Below are 19,057 nucleotides of genomic sequence, written 5' to 3' on the forward strand. Positions count from 1 at the left end.
TCCTTTCACGACACGGTCAAGAGCCGGAGCGCCGTCGAGCGTTCGTCGACTTCGGCGGAGTCCATGACGGCTTCGGTCTGGAATTCGACGTCGATCGAGCCGCCGGCGGTCAGGTCGACGGCGGTGACGTTGAGGCGGCCGTCGCGGTTGATGGCGAACTTGACGCGGATCGGGCTGCGGGCCGGCAGCTTCTCGGGGAGGTTGAGCGTGGCGACGCCGACTTCCTGGCAGTCGGTCGGCTCGGCGCTGTCGCGCTCGCCGGCCATCACGCGGATGTCGACGGCCGCCTGGTCGTTGGAGTCGGTGCCGAAATCGGTCGCGCGTTCGAACGGCACTTCGGTGTTGCGCGGCAGCATGTAGACGACGACCTCGCGGCTGGCCTCGTCGCGGGCGACGACGCCGAGGCTCTTGGACAGGACGTTGACGATCCGCGTGCCGACCAGCTCGCGCACCGGCCCGGTGAGGGTGAAGCCGAGCTGCCGCTCCAGGCTGTCGAGGGCCAACGCGACCTCTTCCTCGGGGACCGCGCTCAGGTCGAAGGGGCGGTCGTCGTCGTCCGATTCGCCGTCGCGGCCGGCGAGCATCTCCTGCACGCCTTCCTGAAGCGATTCCTTGAGGCCGAAGAGCGCCGCGCCTTTGGCCACGGCCTCGTCGGGGTCGAAGGTCTCGGGTTCGAGGTTGAACTCGGCCACGAGGCGGCTGTGGACTTGCGGCATGCGGGTCGAGCCGCCGACCAGGATGATCTTGTCGAACCGGTCGTGCCCCTTGGCCCGGGCGTCGGTCAGCATCTCATGCGTCAATTCGAGCGTGCGGTCGATCAGGTGCTTGGTGACTTCCTCGAACTTGGCCCGGTCGAGTTCGACGCGGGCCTGCTTGCCGGCGTGGGTCACGCGGAACGGCGCCTTCTCACGCTGGGTGAGCGTCTTCTTGCCGCGCTCGGCCTGGAGGAACAGGTCGTTTAGCACCTCGGGGTCGTCGAGCGGGTCGGACGTTTCGCCGGTCTGCTCGCGGAATTGCTCGGCGAGGTACATCACGATCGCCTCGTCCCAGAGCGTCCCCCCCAGGCGATGGTCGCCGCCGGTGCAGATGACGCGGATCAGGCGGTCCTTGATGTCGATCATGGTGACGTCGAACGTGCCGCCGCCGAGGTCGTAGACCAGAACCGTCTGATCTTCGCCCTGTTCGAGCCCGTAGGCGACGGCGGCGGCGGTCGGCTCGTTGAGGATCGCCCGGACGTTGAGACCGGCGAGCCGGCCGGCGTTGGCCGTCGCCTCGCGCTCGGGCGTGCCGAAGTACGCCGGGCAGGTGACGACGACGTCGGTGATCGTCTCGCCCAGCGCCAGCTCGGCGTCGCCCACGATCTTGCGGAGGATGAACGACGAGATGTCTTCCGGACTGTACGATTGGCCGTCGTGATCGAAGACGAAATTCGGATCGCCCATGTGCTGCTTGATCCGCGAGACCACGCGGTGGGGCTCGATCTTCGACGACTCCTTCGCCGTGTTGCCGACGATGACGGACTCGCCGTCGAACAGGACCACCGACGGCGTGATCCGCTCGCTCTCCTGGTTCGGTACGACGACCGATTTGCCGTGCTCGTCCACGTACGCGATCGCCGAGTACGTCGTGCCCAGGTCGATCCCGTAGACGCGTTTCAGACCTTCAGACATGTCAACAGCTCCCGATGCTCGCGATCCGCGCGGGGCGACGACCGTCGATCCGGACCCCGATCCGGCCCGATTTCCGTTCCGCATGATGAGGGCTCGTCGGGATCTTCGTCCGATCGACGCTTTTATTTATTATGGAAGCGATTCCGCCCGGTGGGAAGCCGCTCAACCACCCTCCGCCGGATCGTCCTCCGCGCGAGGGAAAATCAAAGCGGCGGGGTGCGTGTTCCAAGCTTGTGGCCGAACGGCTTGTACCCTAGGATGGTAGGAAATCCAACGCCGGCCACGTGCATCCATCGACGGATTAAGACCGAACTTCACGCGGCGCGGGGCGAACGAAAAAATACGGGTCTTGGGAGGAACGATCATGAAAGATGGGTCGGATGTGGCGTCGCGCGGTCGGATCTACGACGACATCACGCAGACGATCGGCGGCACGCCCCTGATCCGTCTCCGAAAAGTCACCGACGGCAGCAAGGCCGAGGTGGTGGCGAAGATGGAGAATTTCAATCCGCTCTGGTCGGTGAAGGACCGGATCGGAGTGGCGATGATCGACGCGGCCGAGGCTGAAGGCAAGGTCACGAAAGACACCGTCGTGATCGAGGCGACCAGCGGCAACACGGGCATCGCGCTGGCCTTCACCTGCGCCGCTCGAGGGTACCGGCTCGTCGTCACCATGCCGGAAAGCATGAGCCTCGAGCGCCGCCGGTTGATCAAGGCGTTCGGCGCCGAGATCATCCTGACCCCCGCCGCCGAGGGCATGCCGGGCGCGGTCCGCAAGGCCGAGGAGCTGCTCAAGAGCACGCCTAACTCGTTCATGCCCCAGCAGTTCAAGAACCCCGCCAACCCCGCGATCCACCGCCGCACCACGGCCGAGGAAATCTGGCGCGACACCGACGGCAAGGTCGACGTCTTCGTCGCCGGCGTGGGGACGGGCGGAACGATCACCGGCGTCGGCGAGGTGCTCAAGAGCCGCAAGCCATCGGTCCAGATCATCGCCGTCGAGCCGACCAACTCGCCGGTCATCGAACAGAAGCGGCGGCACGAGCCGCTCCGTCCGGGGCAGCACAAGATCCAGGGCCTTGGCGCGGGGTTCATCCCCGACGCCCTCAACATGGACGTCATTGACGACGTGGTCGCCGTCCGCGACGACGACGCGTTCGAGATGACGCGCCGCCTCGCCCGCGAAGAAGGCATGCTCTGCGGGATCTCCAGCGGCGCCGCCGCGTTCGGAGCGATCGCCGTGGCGCGGCGTCCCGAGAACGCCGGCAAGCTCGTCGTGGTCCTCCTGCCCGACCTCGGCGAACGCTACCTCTCGACCCCTCTCTTCCCCGAGGCCTGAGCCCGTTGGGAACGCCCTCGTATCGCCCTGAAGGCTTCGCGGCGCCGCTGGAGATCCCCGCCGACGTCGTCGAAGCCATGGTCGCGCACTGCCAGCGCGAGGCCCCCCTCGAATGCTGCGGCCTGCTGGGGGGCGAGCCCCCGCGCGTCTCGTCGTTCCACCCGCTCCGCAACGCCGCCGCCAGCCCGACCCGCTACGACGCCGACCCCCGCGACCTGATCGCCGCGGTCGTCGACCTCCGCCGGCGCGGGGCCGAGATCCTGGCCATCTATCACTCCCACCCGCGGTGGGCGGCCGTCCCGAGCGCCACCGATCTTCGCGAGAACCACTACGGGGCCGTCCCCCGGATCATCGTCTCGCTGCTCACCGAGCCGCCGGACGTCCGGGTCTGGCGGCTCGAACCCGAATCGTACGAGGAACTCGCCTGGTCCGTCGTTCAGCCGGCGGGGACGGCGTTGCACGATCCGCATCGGGCCGAATAGACTACGACACGGAAAAAAGCGACGACGGCGGGCCGGAACGGCGGGCGATGTGGTCCGACATCGGCCCTCGGCCTCGGTTTCAACTTCAATTTCAACGCATCCCGCTACGAGTACGAGTTTCCTTTCATGCAGAAAACTTTGATCATCCTTAAGCCCGATTGCGTTCAACGACGGCTGGCCGGCGAGATCATCGCCCGGTTCGAGGCCAAGGGCCTGCGGATCGCCGCGCTCAAGCTGATCCAGGTCGATCGGGCGCTGGGCGAGAAGCACTACGCCGAGCACGCGGGCAAGCCGTTCTTCGAGGGGCTGATCGACTTCATCACGGGCGGGCCGGTCGTGGTCGGCGTGCTCGAAGGCAACGAAGCGATCAGCGTCGTGCGGTCGATGCTCGGAGCGACCAACGGCGTCGCCGCCGCGCCCGGGACGATCCGCGGCGATTTCTCGATCAGCAAGCAGAACAACCTCGTCCACGGCAGCGACAGCCCCGAGTCGGCCACGCGCGAGATCGCCCTCTGGTTCAAGCCCGGCGAGGTCGTCGACTACACCGTGGCCGGTGCCCAGTGGGTCTTCGACGGCGCCTGAGCGCGCTCCGCATCTCTTCTCCGACGATCGTGATCCCATGGCTCGAACGTATCGCAGGAACGAGATCCTCACGAACCCGTTCTATCTGGCCCTGGTGGCCGTGAGCACGATCTTCGTGGTCACGGCCCTGGCCTACCTGGTGAGCGGCTTCGCCCTGGATCCGGCGAACGTCCCGGCGAGCGAACGCTCACGCCGGGTCGCGCTGTGGTTCGACCGTAACGGGCCGCTCGTGATGACCATCGAATTCCTCGTCATGTTCGCCACCGGCGTCGTGATGATGGCCACCGACCGCTGGTACACGGAACGACGCAAGCGCGGCGGGCGCGGCTAGCGCGCGGCCGCGTCAAGTCGGAGGCCGACCGCGCGACCCGACCGAAAACCGCGATTGAGAGCTGATCCACGGAAGGGAGGCCCGCCGATGGCTTCAAAGGATCTGAGCAAAGAGATCGAGAACCTCCGCGCCGAGATCGAGCGGCACAACCGGCTTTACTATCTCGAAGCCGCCCCCGAGATCAGCGACCGCGAGTTCGACCGACTGATGGCTCGGCTGACCGAGATCGAGGCCGAACACCCCGAGCTGGTCACGCCCGACAGCCCCACCCAGCGCGTCGGCGGCTCGCCGCTCGCCCAGTTCGAGACCGTGGCGCACACCGTGCCCATGCTCTCGATCGACAACACCTACAGCTACGACGAGATCCGCGAGTGGGACGCCCGCGTTCGTCGCGGGTTGAACGCCGACGAGGTCGTGAAGTACGTCGTCGAGTTGAAGGTCGACGGCGTCGCGGTCTCGGTCCGCTACGAGCACGGCAAGTTCGTCCAGGGCGCGACCCGGGGCGACGGTGAGCGCGGCGACGACGTCACCGCCAACCTCCGTACTGTCCGCGAGATCCCCCTGGCCTTGAAAGGCGACGCGCCCGACCTGCTCGAAGTCCGCGGCGAGGTCTTCATGACCAATGCCGAGCTGGCCCGCATCAACGCGCTGCGCAAGGAGGCCGGGGAGAAGCCGTTCGAGAACCCGAGGAACTCCACGGCCGGCTCGCTCAAGCTGCTCGACCCGAAGATCTGCGGCCAGCGCCGGCTCCGGTTCGTGTCGCACGGCCTCGGCGAGTATCAAGGCATCGACGACCCCTCGTATTTCGATCTCGTCAAGAAGGTCAAGGCGCTGGGAATCCCCGTCAGCTCCCACATGAAGCGGTACGACGCGATCGACCAGGTCATCGAGCACGCCCAGGAATGGGAGACGAAGCGGAACACGCTCGACTTCCAGACCGACGGCCTGGTGATCAAGGTCGACGACCTCAACCAGCGGCGGCGGCTGGGGGCGCGGACCAAGAGCCCGAGGTGGTCGATCGCCTTCAAGTACGAGGCCGAGCAGGCGATCACGAAGATTGTGGCGATCACCGTGCAGGTCGGCAAGACCGGCAAGCTGACGCCCGTCGCCGAGCTGGTCCCGGTCCGGCTCGCCGGCACGACGGTCAAGCGGGCGACGCTCCACAACGCCGACGAGATCGCCCGCAAGGACGTCCGGGTCGGCGACGCCGTGGTCGTCCAGAAGGCCGGCGAGATCATCCCCCAGGTCGTCCGCGTCGAGAAGGACGCCCGCACCGGCGACGAGGTCCCGTACTACTTCCCCGAGCACTGCCCGAACTGCGGCGCGCCGGTCGTCCGCGACCCCGGCGAGGTCGACTACCGTTGCTCGAACCCCCCTTCCGCTTGCACCGAGCAGCTCAAGGGGAGGCTTCGCCAGTACGCGCACCGCGACTCGCTCGACATCGACGGCCTGGGCGAAAAGCTCGTCGAGCAGCTCGTGTCGTCGGGGCTCGTTCGCTCTTTCGTCGACCTGTACCGGCTCGACGCGCCGACGCTGGCGGACCTCGAACGCATGGGCGAGAAGTCGGCCGAGAACCTGATCGCGGGGATCGAGCGGAGCAAGAGCCGGACGCTCGACCGCTTCCTCACCGGGCTGGCGATCCGCCACGTCGGCGTGCGGACGGCCGAACTGCTGGCGGCCCGCTTCCCGACGCTCGCCGACGTCCGCAACGCGACGCTCGCCGACCTGGAGGCGATCCCCGGGCTCGGCCAGGTCGTCGCGGCCAGCGTCCACGAGTTCTTCCAGGACCCTGACCATCATCAGCTTCTCGACCAGCTTGGCGCTGTGGGCGTCGACCCCCAGCCGTACCAGCCGCCGACCGCGAACTCCGCCGATTTGCCGTTCGCCGGCAAGACGTTCGTGCTGACCGGAACCCTCCCCAAACGCACCCGGCCGGAAGCCGAGGTCTTGATCAAGAGCCTCGGCGGCAAGGTCACCGGCTCGGTCTCCAAGTCGACGACCTACGTCCTCGCCGGCGCCGACGCGGGGAAGAAGCTCGACAACGCCCGGAAGCTCGGCGTCACGATCCTCGACGAACCCGAATTCGAGCGCCTCGCCGGCGCGTCGTGACCGCCGCTCACTCGGCCGGACCTTTCCGCTTCGGGACAGCCAACCCCATGGCTCGCATGAGCATTTGCAAGTCTTCCCAGGCGTCTTTCTTGGCGGCCGGGTTGCGGAGCAGGTATGCGGGGTGATACGTGGCGATCGTCGGCACGCCATGGACGCGATGCCACCTGCCGCGCAGTCGGCTCATGCTCAGGGCGGTGTGCAGGAGGGTGCTCGTGGCGATCCGCCCCAGCAGGCAGATGAACTCGGGCCGGACGATCTCGATCTGGCGTTCGAGGTAAGGGAAGCAGTTCGCCGACTCCTCGGGGGTCGGGTCGCGGTTCTCGGGCGGCCGGCACTTGAGGATGTTGGCGATGTAGACGTCCTGGCGACCCAGGCCCATCCCCTTGGTGATCATGTCGGTGAGCAACTGCCCGGCCTTGCCGATGAACGGGACGCCGGTCCGGTCCTCGTCGGCGCCGGGGGCCTCGCCGATGAACATCAGCCGGGCCGTCGGGCTGCCGTCGGCGAAGACCGTCTGGGTCCGCGTCGCCGCCAGGTGCGGGCACTTGCGACAGCCGGCCACCTGCTCGGCGAGGGCCGCCAGCAGCGCGGGACGCTCCTCCGGCGGAACCACCGGCGCGGCGAGCCCCGAATCGTCGAACAACGACCGCGCCGGCAAGACCGGAAGCGGCTTCGGCGCCGGCGGCGGACTCGGCTTGGGCGCCGCGACCGGCTCGATCGGCCGGGGCCGGGCGATCGGCGGGCTCTCGACGGCGACGGCGACGACCGCCGCCGGAGCCGGCGCTTCGCGTTCGCGGACGACGGTCGAGACGACCTCGACCTCGACTCGCGGCAGGTTCGTGGCTCCGGCCCTGGCCAGCGATTCCAGCCGCTGGCGCACCTCGCGAATCAGTCGTCCTCGCTCGGCGTCGAAATCCCTTTCCGCCTCGGTCAACGCATCACTCCCGGCGATAGGCCTGCAAATTTCGTCTCGAAGAATCGTCACGATCGGATCAGGGCTGGGGGACTCGGCGGACCGGGTTGGGCCGGGGGTTGAACGACCGGGCCACCCACTGCCGCCACTGGTCGACGTCGTAGCCGAAGTCCTGCTCGGTCAGCTTGACGAGGGCGCCCAGGACCTCGACGTTCTGGTACGTGAAGGTCATCAGCCGCGGGGTGGGCCCGCGGTTGCCCCCCATCGACCCGGGGTAATCCCCGCCTCCCAGGGTTGGTCCCAGCGGGACTCCGGGGTTGTAGGGATCGAGTGCGAACACGCCGGGGACGACGGTCGCGCCGAAGGCGACCGAGCCGGCTCCCACGGCCGGTGGGATCATATAGGCGGCCGAGTTCCCGTTCCAGGCCATCAGGATGGGCGGAAAGCCGGGGCCTTGTCCCCCGGTGGGGGGCGGGACCAGGACCAGCCGTTCCTCGCTCGTCACCAGGACGTTCAGCAGCCGGGGCACGGCCCCGACGGCGTCCAGATTTCCGAGCGTCCAGGCCGCGCGATTGACCACCCTCAAGTCGTTGGAGCCGAGCGCCCGCACGAGCTGGGGCTGGATGCCGGGATCGTCGCTCTTCTTGAGGCGGTCGAGCACCACGCCGCGGACCACGTCCTCTTCCTCGGCCAGAATCAGCCGCACCAGCGCCTGCGCCGATTCTTTGCCCGGGATCTCGCCGAGCGTCTGCGCCAGCAAGATCCGGAGGTCGGTTTCGGCTCCCCCCATGACCTTCACCAGCGGCCACACCGCTTCCGGGTCGCGGATCTGCATGAACTGCGTTTCCGCCTCGCGCCGGCGGTCCGGGGCGCCCGAGAGAACCCCCTGGACCATCAGCTTGATCCGCCGGACCCACGCGGCTTGCCCGGCGGTCGTCAGGGCCTGCTCGTCTTGCTTGGTTTTTTCGTCCTCGGTGATCCAACGCCCCTTATGCTTGGTCAGCCCCTGCGCCTTGCGCAGCTCGTCGCGCGAGACCCACTGGCCGGCGTGCTCGACGTGGCCGAGCTTCTGATGCGCCGCGACGAGCGTCTTGTCGTGTTCGAGGGCCGCCTCATAGTGAACCCGGGCCAGGTCGCCGAGCTTGTTGCTCTCGCACCACTGGCCAAGCTCGAACTGGGCCGGGGCCGTCGCCGCCGCCTTCTCGCGCTTCACCAGGTATTCGTCCAGCGGACTCGCCTTGGGGACGATCTCGAGAATCTGCTCCTTGCGCAGCATCAGGGGGGTCTTGCTCTTGAGCAGCAAGATCTCGACGCGACTGTCTTTGGACTTCGATTTGGACTGGGCGGAAACAGAAGCGGGGACCACCTTGCCCTCGACCTGCCCGCCGCCTCGCAAGACGATCACGTCGGCCCTCGCAGTCGCGACCGGCCCGACCGTGCCCGATCCCAGGGCGCCCATCAAGCACCCCAGCGCCACCCTCCTGAGCGATGCGCGACTCATCTCGGCCTCGCCTTCGTCATCAGAGTTGGACCGACTCCCATCTCTATTGATACGTCGACACGTATTGTAGAGGACGTCGGCAAGACCCTGCAATCGCCGATTTCAGGCGGAGCGCCGGCTCTGTTTGCGGCGTCTGATTGCGCTGGCTGGTGCGTCTTCGTGGTTCGGGTGAATTGGGTTGCCTGGGAGGGGGCCGCCGCTCTCCCCTTGGCTGGGGGAAGTCGGAAGCATTCAGGGCGAACTCCTGGTCGCTCGACACGTGGCGAGCCGTCGGAGGGAACCTAGCGCCGCAGGGAGGCCGGACGCCGATCCACGGTCATACCGGGATCAGCGACCCGAGCCCCAACGCTGCGGCTTCGCGCTTTCAGTCCGTCATCAGGATGGTCAACCCGCCTTGGGGCGCTTCACTCTCAAGGAATTGTACGCCGTCGTCGGTCACCGCGTAGGTCTCCAGGTAGGAGGCCGTGGTCGACGTAACCGCGCCCGCCTCGCTAGCCAGGTGGGGGAGGACCTGCACGCGGACCAGCGTCCGGTCGTCTTCCTGAACGACGTTCTTGATCGTGCCGTACCAGCCGTTGATCCGCACGCCCGGACGGTCGAGCCAGGCGAAGTGGGCCAGCCGGGCCGGCGGCGCCGGCGGGTCGTGCAACGCGAAGAGCCGGCCGATCCGGCTCTGCAGTTCGATGTTTGGGCCGCCGGCATCGGGGTGGGGACGGATCTCAGTTCCCCGATACCGCATCACGTCCTGTTCCCGCAACACGGCTTGGGCCTCCGCGTCGGGCGCGATGAAAGCCTTTTCCACCGTCTGTCGTAACGGCTGCGCAGCAGCGCCGGCCGCTCTCCTCCGGACGGCGGTCCCGGCCGCGAGCCCGATAGGGATGCAGGTCGCGAGAACCAACGCCGTCATGGCGAGGGATTTCTTCATCGTCAATCCTCCCTCCACTTGGAATGCGCCACTTGAGCGAGGCGATCAGTTACTCGACAAGCGGCCACTGCCCAGTCCCCGACTTCATCTTAGTGAAGTGGTGTTCCGTCAGATACATCATTACCACATGGTCTGAGCAGGAGACCACCGTGACGATTCGGAACCGCTGGTAGAAGTCGTCGAGGGTGCGGGCGTCTGCGGTCGCGACGATTACGGCCGGCATGAGCCTCCGGCGTCTATGCTCCGACCCTCTGTTAAGTGTCAGAGTCGACGAAGGGGCCCATCCACTCTGCGCGGCACGGTCGCGACGTATTGCGAAAACCCCCGAAGATGCGGAGATGGTATCTGGAAGTGGACTGAATCCAAGATGGTTCGCTCGAAAGCGGAACCTAGCCGATCTTCTCCTTCAAGAGCCGCGTGGCGGCGGCGAGGTCGCGGCCGCGGAACGATTCGAGGATGGCGCGGTGCTCGTCGTAGATCTCCATGGCGTCCGGGAATCGCCGCTGCGTGCTCTGGAAGTGCGAGCGGATGCGGCCCACGAGCGTTTCCCAGATGACGATCAAGTCGGGCTGGCCGGCGCGTTCGAGCAACGCGCGGTGAAAGGCGATGTCGGCCTCGGCGACAGCCTGGAAATCGCGGCGCTCGCAGGCGTCGCGCATCCGGAGCAGGATCGTCTCCCAGACGGCGAAGTCGGCTTCGCGGAGTTCGTCGAAGACGAGTTGCAAGGCGTAAACCTCGAGCGTGCGGCGGATCGGGACGATAAGACTGCGGATCGCGCGCGGAGCCTCGGGCGCGACTACCGCCCCGCGATTCGGACGGCTGATCAGCAGCCCCTGGAGCGAAAGCCGCTGCACCGCCTCGCGGACGAGACCACGCCCTACCCCGAACCGGCTGGCGATCTCGGCCTCGGTCAGCCGAGAACCGGCTTCGAGCCGCCCGGTGAGGATCTCTTCACGCAGCGTGTGGGCCACGCGCGAACCCGGCGAACCCGTAGCTTCGGCCGTCATGAAAACAATCTCATTCAAAGAAAGGCCGTGATCTCGACGATGTGGCGGAGGTCCCGATCGACCTCGGAAGATTGTAGACAATCCGGCGCGGATTGTCTACAATCTCGATCGCCTCGAAGCTTCCTTCCGAGTGGACGACCGAGCCGTCGTCGTCTACCATTCACCATCGGCGGCCCTCCTTCCGCCGGTTCCATCCCGCCCGCGTCCGAGCGAGGTTGCCCATGCCCGACGATCGGCTGAGATTCACCGGAACGACCGCGCTGCTCGCGATTGCTTTCGCAGTCTCGTTCTCGTCCGTCGCGGCGCGGGCCGAATCGCCGGCCGATGTCGAAGACTTCGAGAAGCACGTTCGGCCGCTCCTGGTCGAGCACTGCCAGTCGTGCCACGGTCCGGAGAAGCAGAAGGGGGGCCTGCGGCTCGACTCGCGACCGATGATGGTCGAAGGGGGCGATACGGGGCCGGCGCTTGAGCCGGGGAAGCCGGATGAGAGCCTATTGATCCAGGCGGTTCGGCGGACGGGCGACCTGAAGATGCCGCCGAAGAAAGCCCTGTCGAAGGAGCAAGTCGCCGTCCTCGAACGCTGGATCGCCGCGGGCGCGCCGTGGCCGCAAGCGTCGACTCCGGCGGCCGCCACGCGTAAGGAGATCTGGGCGCGGCACTGGGCGTTTCAGCCCGTGGCCGATCCCAAGCCGCCCGCCGTCGGCTCGGATTGGGGCCGCAACCCGATCGACGCGTTCATCAAGGCGAAGCTCGACGCCGCAGGCCTGTCGCCGTCGCCCGCCGCCGACCGGCCGACGCTGATCCGCCGCGCGTCGTACGACCTGACCGGCTTGCCGCCGACCGCCGAGGAGGTCGCGGCCTTCGTCGCCGACCCCGATCCGGACGCTTTCGCCAAGCTCGTCGACCGCCTGCTGGCTTCGAAGGCGTACGGCGAGCAGTGGGCGCGGCACTGGCTGGACGTCGCCCGCTACTCCGACACCAAGGGGTACGTCTACGGCCGCGAGGAGCGGTTCTTCGTGCAGTCGGCCGCCTACCGCGACTGGGTGGTGAACGCGTTCAACAAGGATCTCCCCTACAACCGGTTCTTGCTCGATCAGATCGCCGCCGATCAGGCCGACCCCGACGATCCCTCGGCCCTGGCGGCGATGGGCTTCCTGACGCTCGGCCGGCGGTTCCTCGGCGTAACTCCCGACGTCATCGACGACCGGATCGACGTCGTCACCCGGGGAACGATGGGGATGACGGTCGGCTGCGCCCGGTGTCACGACCACAAGTTCGACCCGATCCCGACCGCCGACTACTATTCGCTCTACGGCGTCTTCATGAACTGCACCGAACGCACGGTCCCGCTCGCCGAGCCGGCCGTCAAGGACGAGGCGTTTGAGAAGGAGCTGAAGAAACGCCGCGACGCGCTCCGCGACGGCACGGCCGCCAGCCGGGAGGAAGCGTCGAAGCGGGTTCGAGGCCGCATCGCCGAGTACCTGCTTGTGCAGCAGGATCTGTCGAGCGTCCCTGCGGAGGGGTTCGACACGGTCCTCTATGAGAAGGACCTGATCCCGGGGTTCGTCCGCCGCTGGAATGCGTACCTGGACAAGCTCGCCAAGGCGGACGATCCGATCTTCCGCCCCTGGCGCCGCTTCGCCGCGCTCGCGCCGGCCGAGTTCGCGGCCAAGGCGGCGGAAGTGACGCGCGATCTGACCCGCGACGGGGTGCCGCCGCTGAATCCGCTTGTGGCCTCGGCCTTCGCAAAGCCCCCCGCGACGATCCGCGAGGCGGCCGAGCGCTACGGCAAGCTGTTCGCCGAGGTCGACCGGCTGTGGGGAGAGGCCCGGAAGGCCAAGCCCGACGCGGCGACGCTGCCCGAACCGGCCGTCGAGGCGCTTCGGCGCGTCCTCTACGCCGCCGACGAGTCGCCGTGCTACGTGCCCGACGAGCCGATCGTCACGACGGAATGGTTCTTCGACTCGGCCAACGTCGTCAAGCTGTGGACCCTTCAGGGCGAGGTCGACCGCTGGCTGATCAACTCGCCGCAGGCGCCGCCTCACGCGGTGGCCGTCGTCGACCGCGCCGAGCTTCGCGAGCCCCGGATCTTCAAGCGCGGCAGTTCGGCGAACCTGGGCGACGAGGTCCCACGGCGGTTCTTGCAGGTCGTCGCCGGCCCCGACCGCAAGCCGTTCGCCAACGGCAGTGGCCGGCTGGAGCTGGCCGAAGCGATTGTCGACCCCGGCAACCCGCTCACGGCGCGCGTCTGGGTCAATCGGATCTGGACGCACCATTTCGGCGCGGGGCTGGTGCGCACGCCCTCCGATTTCGGAATCCGGTCCGAGCCGCCGAGCCATCCCGAGCTGCTCGACTGGCTGGCCCGCCGCCTCGTGTCCGAGGGCTGGAGCACGAAGGCGATCCACCGCCTCATCCTCCTCACGTCCGCCTATCAGCAGCGTTCCAACGGCCCCGACGACCTCGCCGCCCGCGCCCGGTCGGAGGACAAGGACCCCGAGAACCGCCTGCTCTGGAGGATGAACCCGCACCGGCTGAGCTTCGAGGAGGCCCGCGATTCAGTCCTCGCCGTCAGCGGCGAGCTGGACCCACGCATGGGGGGCCGGGCGGTCGATCTGTTCGCCGCTCCGAACGTCCGTCGCACGCTCTACGGCCTGGTCGATCGCCAGTTCCTGCCGGGGGTGCTTCGGGTCTTCGACTTCGCCAACCCGGACCTCCACATTCCGACCCGGAGCGAGACGACCGTCCCCCAGCAGGCGCTGTTCGCGATGAACCACGCGTTCTTCGCCGACCGCGCCCGCGTCCTGGCCGCCCGGCTGCCGTCCGACGATCCCGACGCGGCGGTCGGCTTCCTCTATCGGTCAATCTATCAGCGCGATCCGACCCCGGACCAGGCGAGTGCGGCCCGCGCGTTCGTGGCCTCGGCCGCCGCCGAGCTGGCCCCGGTCGCTCCCCCCGCGACGCTCGCCTGGAGCTACGGCTACGGGCCGGTCGATCCCAAGTCGGGACCTTCCAAGGTGTTCAAGCCCCTGCCCCACTACGACGGCAAGGGATGGGGAGGCGGCCCGCAATGGCCCGACCCGACGCTCGGCTGGGCGCGGATCACGGCCGAAGGAGGGCATCCGGGCGACGATCTGGCCCGCTCCACCTTCCGGCGGTGGACGGCTCCGATCCGTGGTGAAGTCGCCGTCGATTCGACGTTGGTTCACGACGTGGCCGGCGGCGACGGCGTTCGCGCCTGGGTGGTCTCCAGCCGGCACGGCGTCCTCAAGACGGCGGTCGTGCACAACGCGAAGGTCGATTTCCACGTCGCGAAGGTCGCCGTCGAGCCCGGCGACACGATCGACTTCGTGGTCGACATCCGCGACGGCCTGAACAGCGACCAGCATCTCTGGTCGCCCAAGATCCGGCTCGTCGCCCCCGCCGACGTCAAGGCGACCTCGGAGACGTCCGAATGGGACGCCTCACGCGACTTCACCGGACCTCCGACGCGCCAGTTGAAACCCTGGGAGCAGCTCGCCCAGGTGTTGCTGATGTCCAACGAATTCTTGTTCGTCGATTGACGATCGATCCGAGGGGCCTTCGCCATGCGAGACGTCTTCCCCGACCGGTTCCCGATCAGCCGCAGGTCGTTGCTCCAGCGGTCCGCGCTGGGCCTCGGCGCGCTGGGACTCAGCAGCATCCTGAGCGATGAGCGGGCCTACGCCGACGTCGCCGCCTCGGCCGGTAATCCCGCCGCCGACGCGCTCGGGGTGAAGCCGCCGCATTTCCCGGGCAAGGCTAAGCGGGTGATCCACTTCTTCCTCAACGGCGGTCCGAGCCAGGTCGATACGTTCGACCCCAAGCCCGCGTTGTTGAAGTACGCCGGCAAGCCGGTTCCGCAAAACCTGACCACCGAGCGGAAGACCGGAGCGGCGTTCCCGTCGCCGTTCAAGTTCCGGCGGTACGGCGAGAGCGGCATCGAGGTCAGCGAGCTGTTCGAGAAGACCGCCGCGCACATCGACGACATCGCCGTGATCCGGTCGATGGTCGCCCAGGTGCCTAATCACGAGCCGTCGCTGATGCTCATGAACTGCGGCGACTCGGTGCTCCCTCGGCCGAGCGTCGGGGCGTGGGTGATGTACGGGCTCGGCACCGAGAACCGCAACCTTCCCGGTTTCGTCGCCATGTGCCCCAGCGGCTTCCCGGTCAAGGACGCCGAGAACTGGGGCTCGGCCTTTCTGCCCGGGGTCTACCAGGGGACGTTCGTCGACCCCCAGTTCACCGAGGTCGACAAGCTGATCGAGAACATCCGCAGTCCGCACGCCTCGACGATCACTCAGCGCCGGCAGCTCGACCTGCTGCGGACTCTGAACGCCGAGCACCATCAGCATCGGCCCGACGCCCGGCTCGACGCCCGCATCCAGTCGTTCGAGATGGCCTTCCGGATGCAGATGGAGGCCGCCGACGCTTTCGACGTGAAGCGCGAGCCCGAGATGATCCGCGAAATGTACGGCGAGACCGTCCACGGTCGCCAAACGCTCATCGCGCGTCGGCTGCTGGAGCGCGGCGTCCGCTATGTGCAGCTCTGGCACGGCGCGGGGCAGCCCTGGGACAACCACGCCCAGATCGAGTCGAACCACCGCAAGTTGGCCGCCGAGATCGACCAGCCGATCGCCGCCCTGTTGACCGACCTCAAGCAGCGCGGGATGCTCGAAGACACGCTCGTCCTCTGGGGGGGCGAGTTCGGCCGGACGCCGACCGTCGAGCTGGGCGGCAACGGCGAGTCGCAGCTCGGCCGCGACCACAACCACTACGGCTTCACCGTCTGGATGGCCGGCGGCGGCGTCAAGGGGGGGACGGTCCACGGCGCGACCGACGACTTCGGCTTCAAGGCCGTCCAGGACCCGGTCACCGTCCACGACTTCCACGCGACGATCCTCCACCTGCTCGGCTTCGACCACGAGCGTCTGACCTACCGCTACGCCGGTCGAGACTTCCGCCTTACCGACGTCCACGGCCAGGTGATCCGGCCGGTCGTCGCCTGAGTTTCTTCTCAACATCCCTCGACGAAAACACGGACCCAACCGCATGACGCGCGTCGTAGCCCGCCCCGACCGACTCGACCTCGACTCCCCCGGCCGCCGCGACTACTGGGTCGCCCTTGAGCACGACAGCATCTGGGGTGATCACCTGATCCCCCTGACCGTCTGGGTCGGGTCCGAGGCCGTCCCCGACCGCGGCCTCGTCGCCTTCGGGTCGAACCACGGCAACGAGTACGAAGGCCCGGTCGCCCTCAAGCATTTGATGAAGCGGATCCGCCTGGAGGACGTGCGCGGGCGGATCATCTTCATCCCCGTGCTCAACCCGTCGGCGTTCCGCTCGGGGACCCGCGAGAGCCAGCCCGACGACGGCGTGAACTTGAACCGGGCGTTCGTCGAGGGCGCCGGCGTGACCCCCGCTCTGGCCGGGATCACGCACCGGATCGCGGCGTTCGTCCGCCAGTTCATCTGGCCCCGCGTCCACACGGTGATCGACCTTCACGCCGGCGGCGACGTCGCCCGCTTCGCCCTCTGCGCGAATTACCATCCCGTGGACGATCCCAAGCTCGCCGCCGAGATCGAGAAGACGGCCCGGTGGTTCGGCACGCCCTGCCTGATGGTCTATCAGAACGTCACGCCGGGGCTGCTGCCGAGCGAGGCCGAGCGGCTGGGCAAGATCACCGTGGGGACCGAACTGGGCTGGGGCCGCTCGGTGAACGTGGACGGCGTCCGCTACGGCACGCAGGGGGTCCTCGCGGCGGCGATCCACCAGGGCCAGCTCAAGGGGGAAATCGAGCCCATCGACTACCACAAGGCTGGCACTCAGCGGGTCGTCGAGATGGTCGATCGCGACTGCTTCACCGTCGCCCCGTTCGACGGCCACTACGAGCCGCTGATGGAATGCGGGACGGCAGTCCGCCGCGGCGAGACCGTCGGCCTGCTCCACGATTTCGACCACATCGACATGGACCCCTGGCCGTGTGTGGCGGGGGTCGATGGCGTGGTGCTGGCCCAGGCGTGGGCGGCGGCCGTGCCGCGCGGGCAGCACATCGTCGTGGTCGCCCGGAACGCTGCCCGATGAGTCTCGAAGCCGCTGCGCGACCGTCGCGCGTGCGCTATCGGGTCCTCGGATTCGCCTGTTCGCTGTCGATGATCACGTATCTCGACCGGGCCTGCTTCAGCACCGCCGCGCCGTCGATCGCGGCGGAGCTGGGGCTCACCGACGTGTCGCAGCTCAAGTGGACGATGACGTCGTTCGCCATCGCCTACGCCGCGTTCGAGATCCCCGCCGGGGCGATGGGCGACCGCATCGGCCCGCGCGCCATGCTGATGCGGATCGTGCTCTGGTGGTCGGCCTGCACGGCCTTGACCGGCGTGGTCGGCCTCCGCGTCGGCGCGACGGCTCTCGGCGGGCTCGGCACGCTCGTCGCCCTCCGGTTCCTCTTCGGCGCCGGCGAGGCGGGCGCGTATCCGAACATCACCCGGGCGCTGCACAACTGGTTCCCGTCGCGAAGCTGGGAGACGGCCCAAGGGCTGGTCTTCATGTCGGGACGGCTGATGGGAGGGGTGACGCCGCTGATCTGGGCGATCCTCGTCGGCGGCACCGCCGCATCGGCGCCGCTGATGGGCTGGCGAGGGGCGTTCCTCCTCTTCGGCCTCGTCGGCGTGGTCTGGGCGGTCGCCTTTTCCCTCTGGTTCCGCGACCGTCCCGACGACCACCCGGACGTCAACGCCGCCGAGCGCGCCCTGATCGGCTCCGAACCAATACCTACCGCCAGCCATGCGAACGTCCCCTGGAAGGCGATTCTCACGAGTCGCAGCCTGTGTGCGCTTTGCATCATGTATTGTGCGATCAATTATGCGTGGGCGTTCAACATGACGTATCTCCCCTCCTACCTTGAGGAGCGGTTCGGCGTCACGCAGGGCGACCGCGTGGGGGCGATCTACAAGGGGGCCCCGCTCTGGGTCGGCGCGGCGGGATGCTTTCTGGGCGGCGTGTTCGTCAACGGCTTGGCCCGGTTTCTGGGCGACCGCCGCCGGGCGCGCCAGGCGCTCGGCGTCTCGGCCCTGTCGCTGGGCGCGGTCTGCTGGTGGGGGGCGGTCCGAGCCGAGAACATCCACCAGTTCAGCATTCTGATCTCGCTGGCCGCCTTCACGGTCGACCTGACCCTTGGCGCGGCGTGGGCGACCTGCCAGGACCTCGGCCGCGCGCACGCCGCCGTCACCGCCGCCTGCATGAACACGATCGGCACCCTCGGCAACGCCCTGGCCGGCTGGCTGATCGGTGCCCTGGTCGAGCAGTCGATCGTGGCGCGAGCCAAGTCCCTCGACGTCGCCGTCGCACAGTTCTCGTCGGCCGACAAGCATTTCGCGGTTCTCGACGGCTATCAATCGGCCTTCGGCACGTTCATGTTCGCCTTCATCCTGGCCGCCGCCTGCTGGATCCTGATCCACCCGAAGGCCCCCCTCGGCTATGATGAGCCGTCGCCGACCGTCGCCTAGCCGACCACCGCGGAGCCTTCGTCATGGACAATCCCGTCGCCGAACACCGAACCGCCGCGCCCGTTTCGCTCAACCTCGCGGTGCTGACCGTCTCCGACACCCGGACCGTTGAGACCGACATCTCGGGGGCGCTCATCATCGCGCTGGCCGAGGCCGCCGGGCATCGCGTCGCCGACCGGGCGATCCTCCCCGACGAGCCGGTGGCGATGCGGTCGTTCCTTCAGTCGTGCGCGGCGAACGTCGACCTGCACGCGGTCCTTGTGACCGGCGGAACGGGCGTGAGCGCCCGCGACCAGACGTTCGAGACCGTCTCGACGCTTTTGACCAAGCCGCTGCCCGGCTATGGCGAGCTGTTCCGGATGCTCAGCTACGCCCAGATCGGCCCGGCCTGCATGCTGAGCCGAGCCGTCGGCGGCCTGATGGGGAAGCTGGCGGTCCTGGTCATGCCCGGCTCACGAGCGGCCGTCGAACTGGCCATGACCAAGATCATCCTGCCCGAGCTTCCCCATTTGGTCCGGGAAGCCCGCAAGCACTGAGGCGAGCGAAGCGGTGATAGGAAAGAGAAATTCGTACGATGGGTCAAGGGTGCCACGGGTCGTACTCGCCCCGTGCCCGACAGCCTCAGCCATCCCTCACGGGTTCGGAGTACCGAACCGCGTGGCACCCGGCGCATACTGA

General features: G+C 68.0%; 15 protein-coding genes. 10 read left to right on the forward strand and 5 right to left on the reverse strand.

Features of this window, described 5'->3' with window-relative positions; all coding sequences use genetic code 11:
* Positions 1-5: 5 nt before the first annotated feature.
* Entirely contained in the window at positions 6-1,670 is a 1,665-nt protein-coding gene (locus BSF38_RS02175) for an Hsp70 family protein (RefSeq protein WP_076343250.1), read from the reverse strand.
* Positions 1,671-2,034: 364 nt separating this feature from the next.
* Here BSF38_RS02175 and cysK point away from each other — a divergent pair, with 364 nt between their 5' ends.
* The 5 genes from cysK (at position 2,035) to ligA (ending at position 6,513) form a co-directional block, all read left to right on the forward strand.
* Positions 2,035-3,009 carry a cysteine synthase A gene (gene cysK / locus BSF38_RS02180; RefSeq protein WP_076350541.1) on the forward strand — a complete coding sequence of 325 codons (975 nt, stop codon included), beginning with the start codon at positions 2,035-2,037 and terminating at the stop codon, positions 3,007-3,009.
* A 5-nt stretch (positions 3,010-3,014) separates the two neighbouring features.
* Positions 3,015-3,491: a M67 family metallopeptidase gene (locus BSF38_RS02185; RefSeq protein WP_237170707.1), complete on the forward strand. Its 477-nt coding sequence runs from the start codon at positions 3,015-3,017 to the stop codon at positions 3,489-3,491.
* Positions 3,492-3,617: 126 nt separating this feature from the next.
* Positions 3,618-4,073 carry a nucleoside-diphosphate kinase gene (gene ndk / locus BSF38_RS02190; RefSeq protein ID WP_076343251.1) on the forward strand — a complete coding sequence of 152 codons (456 nt, stop codon included), beginning with the start codon at positions 3,618-3,620 and terminating at the stop codon, positions 4,071-4,073.
* A 37-nt stretch (positions 4,074-4,110) separates the two neighbouring features.
* Positions 4,111-4,404: a hypothetical protein gene (locus BSF38_RS02195; protein WP_076343252.1), complete on the forward strand. Its 294-nt coding sequence runs from the start codon at positions 4,111-4,113 to the stop codon at positions 4,402-4,404.
* A gap of 87 nt (positions 4,405-4,491) precedes the next feature.
* Complete coding sequence (gene ligA / locus BSF38_RS02200; RefSeq protein ID WP_076343253.1) at positions 4,492-6,513, forward strand: NAD-dependent DNA ligase LigA; 2,022 nt, start codon at positions 4,492-4,494, stop codon at positions 6,511-6,513.
* A 7-nt stretch (positions 6,514-6,520) separates the two neighbouring features.
* Here the strand turns inward: ligA and BSF38_RS02205 are convergent, their stop codons facing one another.
* The 4 genes from BSF38_RS02205 to BSF38_RS02220 form a co-directional block, all read right to left on the reverse strand.
* Positions 6,521-7,447 (reverse strand): uracil-DNA glycosylase, encoded by a 927-nt coding sequence (locus tag BSF38_RS02205; RefSeq protein WP_076343254.1) that lies wholly within the window; start codon positions 7,445-7,447, stop codon positions 6,521-6,523.
* Positions 7,448-7,505: 58 nt separating this feature from the next.
* Positions 7,506-8,927, reverse strand: a complete 1,422-nt coding sequence (locus BSF38_RS02210) for a HEAT repeat domain-containing protein (RefSeq protein WP_083712639.1) — start codon at positions 8,925-8,927, stop codon at positions 7,506-7,508.
* A gap of 364 nt (positions 8,928-9,291) precedes the next feature.
* Positions 9,292-9,852 (reverse strand): hypothetical protein, encoded by a 561-nt coding sequence (locus BSF38_RS02215; RefSeq protein ID WP_076343256.1) that lies wholly within the window; start codon positions 9,850-9,852, stop codon positions 9,292-9,294.
* Between the two features lie 389 nt (positions 9,853-10,241).
* Entirely contained in the window at positions 10,242-10,859 is a 618-nt protein-coding gene (locus tag BSF38_RS02220) for a GntR family transcriptional regulator (protein WP_076343257.1), read from the reverse strand.
* Between the two features lie 221 nt (positions 10,860-11,080).
* Here BSF38_RS02220 and BSF38_RS02225 point away from each other — a divergent pair, with 221 nt between their 5' ends.
* Genes BSF38_RS02225 through BSF38_RS02245 form a run of 5 tightly spaced genes read left to right on the forward strand, consistent with a single transcriptional unit; the run spans position 11,081 to position 18,915 of the window.
* Positions 11,081-14,419 carry a PSD1 and planctomycete cytochrome C domain-containing protein gene (locus BSF38_RS02225; RefSeq protein WP_076343258.1) on the forward strand — a complete coding sequence of 1,113 codons (3,339 nt, stop codon included), beginning with the start codon at positions 11,081-11,083 and terminating at the stop codon, positions 14,417-14,419.
* Between the two features lie 24 nt (positions 14,420-14,443).
* Positions 14,444-15,883, forward strand: a complete 1,440-nt coding sequence (locus BSF38_RS02230; RefSeq protein WP_076343259.1) for a DUF1501 domain-containing protein — start codon at positions 14,444-14,446, stop codon at positions 15,881-15,883.
* Between the two features lie 43 nt (positions 15,884-15,926).
* Positions 15,927-16,958, forward strand: a complete 1,032-nt coding sequence (locus tag BSF38_RS02235) for a M14 family metallopeptidase (protein WP_076343260.1) — start codon at positions 15,927-15,929, stop codon at positions 16,956-16,958.
* Complete coding sequence (locus BSF38_RS02240; protein WP_076343261.1) at positions 16,955-18,379, forward strand: MFS transporter; 1,425 nt, start codon at positions 16,955-16,957, stop codon at positions 18,377-18,379. The genes BSF38_RS02235 and BSF38_RS02240 overlap by 4 nt, the downstream gene beginning before the upstream one ends.
* A 23-nt stretch (positions 18,380-18,402) precedes the next feature.
* Positions 18,403-18,915 carry a MogA/MoaB family molybdenum cofactor biosynthesis protein gene (locus BSF38_RS02245; protein WP_076343262.1) on the forward strand — a complete coding sequence of 171 codons (513 nt, stop codon included), beginning with the start codon at positions 18,403-18,405 and terminating at the stop codon, positions 18,913-18,915.
* Positions 18,916-19,057: the final 142 nt, after the last annotated feature.

This window comes from Paludisphaera borealis (assembly GCF_001956985.1).
In the GTDB taxonomy this organism is placed as follows: domain Bacteria; phylum Planctomycetota; class Planctomycetia; order Isosphaerales; family Isosphaeraceae; genus Paludisphaera; species Paludisphaera borealis.